This is a genomic window from Stenotrophomonas maltophilia, assembly GCF_001676385.1.
Taxonomy (GTDB): Bacteria; Pseudomonadota; Gammaproteobacteria; order Xanthomonadales; family Xanthomonadaceae; genus Stenotrophomonas; species Stenotrophomonas maltophilia_J.
This window is the reverse complement of sequence record NZ_LYVJ01000001.1, coordinates 369,059-381,194: the sequence shown is the minus strand read 5'-3', so window position 1 is coordinate 381,194 and position 12,136 is coordinate 369,059. Positions and strand designations below refer to the sequence as shown.

The 12,136-nt window shown below is 66.7% G+C and carries 13 protein-coding genes; 2 read left to right on the top strand and 11 right to left on the bottom strand.

The window, feature by feature from the left end; translation table 11 throughout:
* Positions 1 to 8: 8 nt before the first annotated feature.
* The 9 genes from A9K58_RS01880 to ppsR all read right to left on the bottom strand — a co-directional run bounded on the left by A9K58_RS01880 (position 9) and on the right by ppsR (position 6,258).
* Positions 9 to 461, bottom strand: a complete 453-nt coding sequence (locus tag A9K58_RS01880; protein WP_065197711.1) for a hypothetical protein — start codon at positions 459 to 461, stop codon at positions 9 to 11.
* Entirely contained in the window at positions 458 to 661 is a 204-nt protein-coding gene (locus A9K58_RS01875; protein ID WP_065197710.1) for a PspC domain-containing protein, read from the bottom strand. Before A9K58_RS01875 ends, A9K58_RS01880 begins: the two co-directional genes overlap by 4 nt.
* A 66-nt stretch (positions 662 to 727) precedes the next feature.
* Positions 728 to 1,099, bottom strand: coding sequence for a YfeK family protein (locus tag A9K58_RS01870; protein WP_065197709.1), 372 nt, complete (start codon positions 1,097 to 1,099; stop codon positions 728 to 730).
* Between the two features lie 17 nt (positions 1,100 to 1,116).
* Positions 1,117 to 2,184, bottom strand: a complete 1,068-nt coding sequence (locus tag A9K58_RS01865) for a class III poly(R)-hydroxyalkanoic acid synthase subunit PhaC (RefSeq protein ID WP_065197708.1) — start codon at positions 2,182 to 2,184, stop codon at positions 1,117 to 1,119.
* The gene (phaE, locus tag A9K58_RS01860; protein WP_065197707.1) at positions 2,181 to 3,233 is read right to left on the bottom strand and encodes a class III poly(R)-hydroxyalkanoic acid synthase subunit PhaE; all 1,053 of its coding nucleotides are present in this window, start codon (positions 3,231 to 3,233) and stop codon (positions 2,181 to 2,183) included. The genes A9K58_RS01865 and phaE overlap by 4 nt, the downstream gene beginning before the upstream one ends.
* Before the next feature lie 22 nt (positions 3,234 to 3,255).
* Positions 3,256 to 3,870, bottom strand: coding sequence for a CDP-alcohol phosphatidyltransferase family protein (locus tag A9K58_RS01855; RefSeq protein WP_065197706.1), 615 nt, complete (start codon positions 3,868 to 3,870; stop codon positions 3,256 to 3,258).
* Positions 3,871 to 4,214: 344 nt separating this feature from the next.
* Positions 4,215 to 4,703 (bottom strand): NUDIX hydrolase, encoded by a 489-nt coding sequence (locus tag A9K58_RS01850; protein WP_065197705.1) that lies wholly within the window; start codon positions 4,701 to 4,703, stop codon positions 4,215 to 4,217.
* 41 nt (positions 4,704 to 4,744) lie between these two features.
* Positions 4,745 to 5,254, bottom strand: a complete 510-nt coding sequence (locus tag A9K58_RS01845) for a DUF1249 domain-containing protein (RefSeq protein WP_065197704.1) — start codon at positions 5,252 to 5,254, stop codon at positions 4,745 to 4,747.
* Positions 5,255 to 5,436: 182 nt separating this feature from the next.
* Complete coding sequence (ppsR, locus tag A9K58_RS01840) at positions 5,437 to 6,258, bottom strand: posphoenolpyruvate synthetase regulatory kinase/phosphorylase PpsR (RefSeq protein ID WP_065197703.1); 822 nt, start codon at positions 6,256 to 6,258, stop codon at positions 5,437 to 5,439.
* 145 nt (positions 6,259 to 6,403) lie between these two features.
* Between ppsR and ppsA the strand changes: the two genes are divergently transcribed.
* Positions 6,404 to 8,782, top strand: coding sequence for a phosphoenolpyruvate synthase (ppsA, locus tag A9K58_RS01835; protein WP_065197702.1), 2,379 nt, complete (start codon positions 6,404 to 6,406; stop codon positions 8,780 to 8,782).
* A 154-nt stretch (positions 8,783 to 8,936) separates the two neighbouring features.
* Complete coding sequence (locus A9K58_RS01830; protein ID WP_065197701.1) at positions 8,937 to 9,830, top strand: mechanosensitive ion channel family protein; 894 nt, start codon at positions 8,937 to 8,939, stop codon at positions 9,828 to 9,830.
* Positions 9,831 to 9,960: 130 nt separating this feature from the next.
* On the opposite strand, the gene A9K58_RS01825 is transcribed toward A9K58_RS01830, so the two are convergent.
* On the bottom strand, positions 9,961 to 11,076 hold the full coding sequence (locus A9K58_RS01825; protein WP_065197700.1) for an alkene reductase: 1,116 nt from the start codon (positions 11,074 to 11,076) through the stop codon (positions 9,961 to 9,963).
* 169 nt (positions 11,077 to 11,245) lie between these two features.
* Complete coding sequence (locus tag A9K58_RS01820) at positions 11,246 to 12,118, bottom strand: EcsC family protein (RefSeq protein WP_065197699.1); 873 nt, start codon at positions 12,116 to 12,118, stop codon at positions 11,246 to 11,248.
* Positions 12,119 to 12,136: the final 18 nt, after the last annotated feature.

The following is a 12,136-nucleotide window of genomic DNA, read 5'->3' as shown; positions in this document are numbered from 1 at the left end:
GCGGGAAACTACGGCCACCAGCCATGCCCGAACCGGGCGAAATGATCGGCTGCCCGCTCGAACGGATTGCGCGCACTCACCCCGCCGCACAGCAGGTACACCGGCAGGTACAGTGGCCCCAGCACCATGTACTGGTACACGTGCGCGCGTTCGTGGTCGTCCAGCCGGATCAGTGGTTCTACGCCCCACCCGGCCTGGTGCGCATAGGTGCGGCAGGAGATGCCCAGGTCATGGCCGGTGTGCAGGATCACATTGCCCAACGTGACCGCCCCGCCCGGCCCCCATGGCCAGTGATCGAAGACGACCGCGCAGTCGCGCCCGCTCCAGCGCAGCCTTGCCCCGCCCAGCATGCCGGCCAGCCCGCCAAGCAGGCCGAGCAGCGAGTTGGGCAGGGTCCACGCCGCGCCCAGCACCTGCAGCGCGCGCAACCAGAGTGGCCAGGGCCGGGAGGCGGTATTCAATCGGCCTCGTTTGGAATCAGCAGCCACAGGATGAGATAGACCAGGATGCCGGGAAAGGCGGCCGAGGCCAGTGAAAGCAGCACGTAGACCACCCGTAGCAGCGTGGCATTCCAGCCAAAGCGATGGGCGATGCCCCCCATCACACCGGCAATCATGCGGTCGTTCAATGAGCGCGACAGCGTCCTGGGCGTGGTGTTCATGGCGGCGCCTCCTCGGGAATCGGAAAGAGCAGTCGAGCGTGGCTCGACTCTACACCCCGCCCATGTCTACGGCGTGCGTTGGCGAAGTGCCTGCAGGCGAGCAGCGAACCACACCGCCGCGCTCTGTTCAGGCTGCCCCGGGCACTGGATGCGGTAGGGCCTGCCGCTCATGCTGCTCTGGCTGGCGGCGCGTTCGATGAACTGCTCGGCGTTGTCGACCATGCCCTTCTTCAGCAGGTAATCGTACTTGCGCTGCAGATGCGCGCGCGCATCACTGCCGTCGTACCAGCTGCCGTTGCGCTGGAAGCGGCACTGGGAACCGTCCAGGCTGGAAATCAGCTGGGCGATTTCCCGGCGCGCATCGGCGCCAGGCGCGGCCTGGGCCGCGGGCACTGCCAGCAGCAGCGCAGCAAGGATCCTTGCAACCCATTGCGACATCGTGATCCTCCCGTCCGTCATGCGTCCCGCGCTTTCAGCCAGCCGTCGATGGTGGCCGGCACTTCGCGCTGCGCGCGGCCGGACACGTAAATGCCGATGTGCCCCCCCCTGAAACTGGACTCGGTGTAGTCGGCCGTGCCCAAGCGCCCGCGCATCGCGCGCGAGGCGTCCGGTGGTACCAGATGGTCCTGCTCGGCGTAGATGTTCAGCACCGGCAACGTCACTTGTGACAGATCAACTGCCTCCTCGCCGATCCGTACCGTGCCCTTCATCAGGCCATTGCCTTGGTAGAACTGCTTGATGAAGTCACGGAACGCCTCGCCCGCCAGGTCCGGTGAGTCGAAGATCCACTTCTCCATGCGCAGGAAATCCTCCAGCGCGGCCTTGTCATCGAGGATGTCGAGCAGGCCCACGTACTTCTGCACGTTCAGGCGGAACGGCTTGAGCATCAGGTAACTGGCATTCATCAGATCGGCCGGGATGTTGCCCAGCGTGTCGACCAGCAGGTCCACGTCCACCTGCCGCGCCCAGTGCGAGAGCATGTTGTCCGGCGTCTGGAAATCGACCGGGGTGACCATGGTGATCAGCTTGCCCAGCTTCTGCCGACGCAGCGCGGCGTAGCACAGTGCGAACACGCCACCCTGGCAGATGCCGAGCAGGTCGACCGCCCCACCGCTGCGCTGGCGGAGCGCGTCCACCGCGCCATCGATGTAGCGCAGCAGGTAGTCCTCCAGGGTCTGGAAGCGCTCGGAGCGATCCGGGTAGCCCCAGTCCAGCACGTACACGTCCTGGCCCAGCGCCAGCAGCTTCTGCACCAGCGAGCGGTCGGCCTGCAGATCCACCATGTAGGGCCGGTTCACCAATGCATAGACGATCAGCAGCGGCGTGCGCCGGGTCGGCGCCTGTTCGCCGACAAACCGGTACAGCACCACCTTGCCGTCGCGCCAGACTTCTTCGCGCGCGGTCACGCCGTAATCCACGTCTTCCACCTGCGGCAGCAGCTTCAGCCCTTCCATCAGCTTGCGCTGCATGGACAGGGTTTCCTGCATCAGGTCATCGGCGTTGAAGCCCAGCGGTCCTTTCATCGGTCGCGTGCCCGTGCGGGGGGGCGGGCACCACTCTTCTTCGCAGGCGCCTTCTTCGCGGCCGTCTTCTTCACAGGCGCGGCCTTGCGCGCGGCCGGCTTGACCTTCGCCGGCGCTGGTTGCGCCACCGGGTCGACCGCGGCGGTACCGGCCAATACCGCCACCTGCGCCTGCAGGCGGCGCAGGCCGCGTTCCAGTTCGGCAATGCGGCGGTGCGCGGCATCCATCTCGGTGCGCGTCGGCAAGCCGATGCGCTCGCTCATCTGCTCCACCTCACGCTGCAGGCCCGCCCTCAGGCGCATCTGCGCATTGCCCAGCGCGGCATACACCTGCTGGAACGGCTCGGACAGGGCGACCTTGGCATAGGCCTCCTCGGCCACTTCAATCCACAGGTCGAACATTGCCCGGGCGCTGGTCAGCTGGCTGCCGGGCTGCTCATGCTCGGCCAGGCGCTGCTCGAACAACGCAAAGGCCTCGTCCAGCGCCTGCTTGATCTGATCGACGTAGGCGCGTGAGTGCTGCTGGTACTCCTCCTGCATGCGCAGCAGGGCCTGCCAGCGCGCCTGGTGCTCGCGGCCGGGGCCGAACGCCGGGCTCTGCAGCCACGGGCCGGCCTGCAGCTGGAACTGCTGCAGCCACGCGGCGAATTCGGGTACGGCGGCCCCGGCGTGGGTGCTGCCACGGGCGCCCTGCAGCATCCACTGCAGCATGCCATCACCCTGCCCCTGCACCGCTTCGCGCCAGGCCTGCGCCACTTCGGCGCTGCTGGCGTCGCGGCCGGCGAAGCGCGCAGCGACCTCCTGCATGGTGCCGTACCAGCTGCCTGCCTGCTCCCGGAAGCGACGCATCGCCTCATCCGGTGCGCCCTGGCCCTGTTCCGGCAGCAGCTGGCCCCACCAGTCGAACAGGCGCTGCCAGCCACCAGGATCATCACCCGCCGGTGCGCCCGGCGCAGCAGCGTGGCGCAGGGCATCGCCCCAGGCGCCGAAATACTGCCGGGCCAGGGTCTCGAAATCGCTGCTGCCGGCGTCGTGGGCCGAGCTGGTCATCGCAGGCCTCCACAGGACTGGCTCATGGCTTGGGAATCCGCAGGGTCTTGCTGATCATCAGCGACCCGGACAGGGCAAACAACAGCACCATCGGGTGCAGCTGCCACGGCCCTATCTGCCATTGGCCAAACCAGATGTTGCGGCCGATCGCATCGGTACCCGCCGCGATCGCCAGCACGATCACCAGCGCCAGGCTGGTCGGAATCGGCGTTCCTTCGAAGTACTTCACCTTGCCTTCGTCGCCGGCCAGCGCCTCGGCGGTGACGTTGTAGCGGGCCAGCCGGCTGACGCCGCAGCAGACGAAGTAGCTCAGGACCAGCCAGTCCCAGCCGCCCTGCATGCCGCAGGCATACGCCAGCGCCGCCGGGGCCACGCCGAAGGAGATCACGTCGGACAGCGAGTCCAGTTCGCGCCCCAGCGTGGAACTGGACCTGCGCCAGCGCGCGATGCGCCCGTCGAGGGCATCGAAGATGAAGGCCAGCGGGATCAGTGCCATGCCGAACAGCAGATAGCCCCGCTCTCCGTCCTGCAGGAAGCGCATTGCGGCGAAGACCGCTCCGGTGCCGCAGAACGCATTGGCCAGGGTGAACCAGTCGGCCAGCTGGAATTCGCGCAGCATCGAGAAGTGACGTTTCATGGTGTCTCACGGGGCATCAAGGTGGACAGGTTACCGCGACCGCCACTACCGGCAACAGCTCCGCCCGGGCGGCCTTCACTCCTCCATCACCTCCCCTCACCGGCGGCGAATTTTTCGCCACCCATCTTGACAACCTAGGGGGGTGGCGCCTGTCGGCGCTTATCCACAAAGTTGCCCACGCGTAATCCACACCCCCTGTGGACAACCAGATCTCACCGACTGCGACGATGGACATTTCCTCATCACCAGGACGCGGGTTTTTCCTACTTCCCAAGACCCTGATCTGGCGCTATGGTCACCGGCGGCCCCGCCGTCGTTCGCATCTTGCGCAGCGGTCCTCCGCCTCAAAGGCGGCTGTAGGACCAGCGCTGCATGCGGCCGTCCCTGTACGGCATCACGCCATGGAAGGGGCGGGGGTCGGCGTCGAACACCAGTGGCAGGAAGTGGCGGTCGCCCTCCCACATCGGCAGCGTATCGAGCTTGTCCAGGTCGACCCACGCCAGCGTCCCTTCGTGGTTGCCACCGTGTGGCGTACCCTCGAAGCTGTCGATGACGAACACGAAGCCGAGCCAGTCCTCGCCATGCTTGCCGAAGCCCGGCCAGCTGATGGTGCCGCGCAGGCGCATGCCGGTACAGTCGATGCCGGCTTCCTCGGCGATCTCGCGCCGCATGCTGGCGGCCACGTCTTCGTCCGCCTCGATCTTGCCGCCCAGGCCGTTGTACTTGCCCAGGTGATGGTCACCGGGGCGGGTGTTGCGGTGGATCATCAGCACCTGGCGACGATCGGGCGAAAGCACGTAGCCCAGGGTGGCGACGATCGGGGTGTACGGCATGGGGAGCATCCAGCGGCAGGTCAGCCCCGGATTATGGCCGATCAGCGCACCAGCGACAGGCGCCGTTCGGCGCGCGCGCGGCTCCCCTCGGCATCGCGGCGCAGGGTCGCCACGCCGTGGCCGCGCTCGGCCAGGTACTCCAGCCACTTGCCGAGGAAGGTGTTCATCCGCATCCGGTGGCTGATCAGCTCCGCCGGCGGCGGGTACAGGCCCATGGTGTCCTGCCAGCGCCGGCCGACGTAGCAGTGCGTCGTCTCGGCCTGGCGCGCATCGCGGTACAGGCGCACATACGCGGAGGGATCCGGCTCGCCGGTGACCGGGTCGGCCAGGTCATAGGTCAGGCGCAGTTCCACCGTATAGCGATGGCATTCGATCACGTCCAGGCGCACGTCCAGGCCATCGCCGACCGAAGAGACGTAGCTGCCGGCGACCAGTTCCGCCGGGGCGAACAGGCGCACCAGGTGGCAGTAGTTCTCCGCGTACAGGCCCATGAGCCAGCTCAGCCGGCTCAGGCGGGGAATGCGTTCGGCGCGGGGCGAGGCGTGGGCCATGGGTCGATCCTACACGTTGGCCCTGCAACGTGGGGGCGCCTTGAGCCGCAGCCAACCCGCCTGCAACGATCCTTCCTGCAGAGCCGAGCCCATGCTCGGCTGCTGTCCGGGGAGAACCCGGCGGCCCCGCCGAGCGTGGGCTGGGCTCTATGAGGCGCAGGGCGGCGCGGCGCCGGAAAGCATCAATACAACTCGCGACGCAACCCCAGCGTCGCCAGCACCTTGCTGGAGATCTCCTCGATCGAGGTATGGGTGGTACTCAGGGTCGGGATGCGCTCCATGCGGAACATGGTTTCGGCCGCAGCCACCTCGCGCCTGCAGGTATCCAGGTTGGCGTAGCGCGAATTCGGGCGGCGCTCCTGGCGGATCTGCTGCAGGCGGTCCGGGTCGATGGTCAGGCCAAACAGCTTCCGCCGGTAGTTGCGCAGGCGCGGTGGCAGGCGATCGCTTTCGAGATCTTCGTCGGTCAGCGGGTAGTTGGCCGCGCGCACTCCGTAATGCAGGGCCAGATAGATGCAGGTCGGCGTCTTGCCGGCGCGCGACACCGCCACCAGGATCACGTCGGCATCGTCGTAGTTCACCGCGATGCCGTCGTCATGCGTCAGCGCGAAGTTCATCGCATTGATGCGGCGGTGGTAGGTGTCGAAATCGACCATGCCATGGGCCTGGCCGACCCGGGCCAGGCGCGGACTGGCCAGTTCGCGTTCGAGGGGCTCGATGAACGGCGCGAACACATCCAGCATCAGCGCCCCGCTGTCGGCCAGGATCAGGCTCAGGCTCTGGTCCACGCACGAGTTCACAACGATCGGCCGGACCTGGTAGCGCTCCCCTGCCGCCTGGATCCGCGCGCAGGCTTCACGCGCCTTTTCGGGGTCGTCGACGAACGACATCCGGTCGGTAATGAAGCTGAACCCGGAGAACTGGGTCAGCAGGCTATGCCCAATGGTTTCAGCGGTGATACCGGTTCCATCGGAAACATAGAACACCGGACGGATGGTCGACATGCGCGCTTTTACCCCCTACGAAGCCTAAAAGGGCCGCCAGCACAAGCTTGTGCCGACGGTGCTCTGCCCGGCATCATATCGGCTTCTTCCTACGGACGCGGCCATTACAGCCCGCCTCGGGCGATGGCCAAACGGAGCATCGCGCTTGAACGAGAACATCCTGTGGTTGCACGAACTGCGTCTGGCCGACCTGGCCCGCGTGGGCGGCAAGAATTCGTCCCTGGGCGAGATGATCGGCAACCTAGCCGGTCTGGGCGTGTCGGTACCGGGTGGTTATGCCACCACCGCTGAAGCCTTCAAGGACTTCATCGCGCACAACGACCTGTCCAAGCGCATCTTCGACCGGCTGGCAACGCTGGACGTCGAGGACGTCAACGCGCTGACCGCGGCCGGCAAGGAAATCCGCGGCTGGGTCATCGATGCTCCACTGCAGCCGCAGCTGGACCAGGACATCCGCAGCGCCTACGCCAGGCTGAGTGCCGACAACGGCGGCGGCGACGTGGCCGTGGCCGTGCGCTCTTCGGCCACCGCCGAGGATCTGCCGGATGCCTCCTTCGCCGGCCAGCAGGAAACCTTCCTCAACGTCACCGGTGCCGACGACGTCGTGCACAAGGTCAAGGAAGTGTTTGCGTCGCTGTACAACGACCGCGCCATCGCCTACCGCGTGCACCACGGCTTCAAGCATGAGGACGTGTTCCTGTCCGCCGGCGTGCAGCTGATGGTGCGCTCCGGCGTGGGCTCCTCCGGCGTGCTGTTCACCCTGGACACCGAGTCCGGCTTCCGCGACGTGGTGTTCGTCACCTCCTCGTTCGGCCTGGGCGAAATGGTGGTACAGGGTGCGGTCAACCCGGACGAGTACTACGTCTACAAGCCCACCCTGCAGGCCGGCAAGCCGGCGATCCTGCGCCGCTCGCTCGGCAGCAAGGCGATCCGCATGGTGTATTCGGATGTTCCCGGCGAGCGCGTGAAGATCGAGGACACCCCGGCCGAACTGCGCAGAACCTTCTCGATCAGCGATGAGGACGTGCAGGAACTGGCCAAGCAGGCACTGGTCATCGAGAAGCACTACGGCCGCCCGATGGACATCGAATGGGCCAAGGACGGTGTCAGCGGCAAGCTGTTCATCGTGCAGGCACGCCCGGAGACGGTGAAGTCGCGCAGCCACGCCACCCAGATCGAACGTTTCGCGCTGACCGAACAGGGCGGCAAGGTGCTGGCCGAGGGCCGCGCCGTCGGCGCCAAGATCGGTTCGGGCGTGGCCCGCGTGGTGAAGACGCTGGACGACATGAACCGCGTGCAGCCGGGCGATGTGCTGATCGCCGACATGACCGACCCGGACTGGGAACCGGTGATGAAGCGCGCTTCGGCGATCGTCACCAACCGTGGTGGCCGCACCTGCCACGCCGCGATCATCGCGCGCGAGCTGGGCGTGCCAGCCGTGGTCGGTTCCGGCAATGCCACCCAGGTCATCGAGGATGGCCAGCTGGTCACCGTCAGCTGCGCTGAAGGCGATACCGGCTTCATCTACGAAGGCAAGCTCGGCTTCGAGCGCACCACCACCGACCTGGGCAACATGCCGCCGGCGCCGCTGAAGATCATGATGAACGTGGCCAACCCGGAACGTGCCTTCGACTTCGGCCAGCTGCCCAATGCGGGCATCGGCCTGGCCCGCCTGGAAATGATCATCGCCAGCCACATCGGCATCCACCCGAACGCGCTGCTGGAATACGACCGCCAGGACGCGGCAACCAAGAAGAAGATCGACGAGAAGATCGCCGGCTACGGTGACCCGGTCAGCTTCTACGTGGATCGCCTGGCCGAAGGCATCGCCACCCTCACCGCCTCGGTCGCGCCGAACCCGGTGATCGTGCGCCTGTCGGACTTCAAGTCCAACGAGTACGCCAACCTGATCGGCGGCAGCAATTACGAACCGCACGAAGAGAACCCGATGATCGGCTTCCGCGGCGCCAGCCGTTACGTTGATCCGAGCTTCTCGGCTGCCTTCGCGCTGGAGTGCAGGGCCGTACTGCGCGTGCGCAACGAGATGGGCCTGGACAACCTGTGGGTCATGATTCCGTTCGTGCGTACCCTTGAAGAGGGCCGCAAGGTGGTCGAGGTGCTGGCCCAGAACGGCCTGAAGCAGGGCGAGAACGGCCTGAAGATCATCATGATGTGCGAGGTGCCCTCCAATGCACTGCTCGCCGATGAGTTCCTGGAGATCTTCGATGGCTTCTCGATCGGCTCCAACGACCTGACCCAGCTCAGCCTGGGCCTGGACCGCGATTCGTCGATCGTCGCCCACCTGTTCGACGAACGTAACCCGGCGGTGAAGAAGCTGCTGTCGATGGCGATCAAGTCGGCACGCGCCAAGGGCAAGTACGTCGGCATCTGCGGCCAGGGCCCGTCCGATCATCCGGATCTGGCCGAGTGGCTGATGCAGGAAGGCATCGAGTCGGTGTCGCTGAACCCGGATACCGTGGTCGATACCTGGCTGCGCCTGGCCAAGCTGAAGGCCAACGGCTGATGCCGTGAAGGCCGCAGGCTGACGTCGTGTTCATCGGCGTCGGCCCATACTGGTGCTGCACGCAAGCCCCGCCTCTGCGGGGCTTCGTGTTTATGGCGTCCGTGCACGCCATGCGCGCTTCGCGCCCTTCCCATGGAAGCAAAGGAAATCCCACATGATTGCCGCAACAGCACCCACCCCTGCCGCGACCCCCTGGTTCCACTCGCTCGACTGGGAGCGCCTGCTGGAAACCTATGGGGTCCCGTTGCTGGCCGCGATCGTGGTGCTGCTGGTGGGCCTGTGGGTGGCACGACGCCTGTCCAATGCAATGCCGCGCGCGACAGCGCGCATGGGCGTGGATCCGATGCTGGGCAGCTTCCTGCGCAACGTGGTCTACGCGACCTCTCTGGTGATCGTAGCGCTGTTGGCCATCGACACGCTGGGGGTGAAGATCACACCGCTGCTGGCCGTGCTCGGCACCGCCGGCCTCGCCGTCGGCCTGGCACTGAAGGATTCGCTGTCCAACATCGCCTCCGGCGTGATGCTGGTGACGCTGCGACCGTTCCGCGTGGGCGATGTGGTCACCGTGGCCGGGCAGACCGGCACCGTCCGCGAAGTGCGCATCTTCCAGACCGTGCTTACCGGTGCCGACAACCAGCACACCACCATTCCGAACACGCTGATCACCGCCGCACCGATCGTCAACCTCACCGCCGAGCCGACGCGCCGCGTCGAACTGGTGATCGGCATCGGCTACGAAGACAACATCCAGCTGGCGCGTGATACCGCACTGGCACTGATGAAGGCCGATCCGCGCGTGCTGCAGGCGCCCGCCCCGGATGTCGTCGTCTATGAGCTGGGAGCACATGCGATCAACCTCGGCATCCGCTGCTACGTGAAGTCGGCCGACTGGTTCGGCACCAAGGTCACGCTGCTGGAACAGCTGAAGCTGGGCTATGACAAGGCCGGCATCAACATTCCGTATCCGCAGCAGGACATGCATCTGTACCTGCACGGCAAGGATGGCGGTGTGGTCGAGGCCGATGCGCTGGTGCGCGACAAGCCGTGATCCATGCCGGTAGTGTCGACCAACGGTCGGCACCCACCCATCGGCGATACGACATTGAAATGCCGGCCCGCGGCCGGCGCTACCCCCTCGCCCACTGGTAGTGCCGGCCGCTGGCCGGCAGCGCCCAGGATCAGGCCGCGACGCGCTCTTCCAGCGTCGGGTAATCGGTAAAACCGGCCGCGCCGCCACCGAAGAACGTGGCGCGATCCGGCGGGGCCAGCTCCACCCCGAGGCGCAACCGCTCCGGCAGATCCGGGTTGGCGATGAACGGGCGACCGAAGCCGATCAGGTCGGCCCAGCCTTCAGCCAGTGCCTGCTCGGCACGTTCGGCGGTGTACTTGCCGGCATAAATCAGCGTACCCGGGTAGACCATGCGCAGCGCCTCCTTGAACGCCACCGGCATCAACGGTGCATCATCCCAGTCGGCCTCGGCGATGTGCAGGTAACCGACGCCGAGCTCACCCAACAGGTGTGCTGCGGCCAGATAGGTCGCCTGCGGCGTATCGTCCACCGCGCCCTGCAACGTGGTCAGTGGCGCCAGGCGCACGCCGACGCGATCACCACCGGCCACCGCAACCACCGCCTGCACCACCTCGCGCAGGAACCGCAGGCGGTTCTGCAACGCGCCGCCATAGCCGTCGGTGCGCTGGTTGGCCTGCGAGTCGATGAACTGGTTGATCAGGTAGCCATTGGCACCGTGCAACTCCACGCCATCGAAGCCTGCGTCCAGCGCGTTGCGTGCCGCCTGCGCGTAGTCGGCGACGATGCCCGGAATCTCGTCTTCGCGCAGCGCGCGCGGCATCGAATGCTGGATCATTTCGCCCACACCCGCTTCCGGGCCTGCACCCGTCGGGTCGACAAATACCTTCACGCCTTCGGCCAGCAACGCCGACGACGACACCGGTGCGGCGCCACCGGGCTGCAGGGCCACGTGCGAGACCCGGCCCACGTGCCACAGCTGGGCGTAGATGCGACCGCCAGCGGCGTGCACGGCATCGGTCACCCGGCGCCACCCCTGCACCTGTTCCGGGCTGTGGATGCCCGGGGTCCAGGCATAACCCTGGCCCTGCGGGCTGATCTGGGTACCTTCGCTGACGATCAGGCCGGCGCCGGCACGCTGCGCGTAGTACGTGGCCATCTCGGCGGTCGGTACGTTGCCGGCCGCCGCACGCGAGCGGGTCATCGGTGGCATCACGATGCGGTTGGGCAACGTCATCGCGCCCAGGCGGTGGGGAGTGAACAGCATGGCGGCAACCTCTAGCAGGGGACTGCCCGCAAGGATGGGGATGCCGGCGGCCACGCAACAGGCACGCACTGGCAAAACAGTTGTTCCCCTGGGGCAAGGATGGGCTCGCCAGGGGTCTAGCGCGGGGTCAGGTCCCTTTGCACGGCAAAGGACCTGAACCCGACGCCGGTCAAAGCGTGGGCTCGATCAGCACGCCACCATGTGCCACGCGGTCATAGCAGGTGCGCACCACATCTTCCCCATACTTCAACTCCAGCCGGCGCACGATGAAGTGGCCGCGTGCCATGTCCTGGTAGTAGTCGGTGAACATGGTATTCAGTGTTGCACCGGCCGCGGCACCAACGATCGGCACCGCCTGCGCGGCGAACTTCTCGGTGACCACCACGCCGAAGCGCGCGGCTACCTTCTCAACGACCTTCGCCAGCAGCTTGCCGGCTTCCTTCGGGGCGACGCCCAGGGTCAGGTCGCGACCGGTCACCACGCGCCCGGCCAGCTCGGCCGACAGGTGCCGCATGACGTCAGTGCTGAAGCCACGGGCCAGGTAATAGCCGGTCTCGCTGGCGTCATCGCGGGGCGAGTTGCCGCCCAGCGCGAACACCTCCAGGCAGGCCTGGCGCGTACTGAACTCGGACAGGTCGAAGCCCTCGCTGCGGGCCACGTCCGCCACCGCGCGCATCATGATGGTGGTCGACACCGGCAGCTCGATGAAGAGTGCTGCGAACCCGAAGGCGCCTCCGACCGCTCCAGACGTCGCGGCGGCCACCTTGTGCCAGCGCGTCGATGCGCCCTTGCCAGGGGTGTTGTCCATGCTCCACAGCGCCGCCTGCGCGGACTTGGACAGTGCCGCCTGCACAGCACCATGGATGCGATTGGAGACCGAGCTGGGCAGCGCCTTCACCGCGAACTCCAGCGGTGTGCCGACCAGGTTGGCCATGCGCGCGGTCAGCGTGGGGGCTTCCAGCAGGGCCACCGCCCGTTGCAGGTCGGACCAGTCGCGGGCGTCGTGGGCGATGTCGCGGGGAAGCAGGATCGGCTCGTTCATGGCGCCGATCTTAGCGCC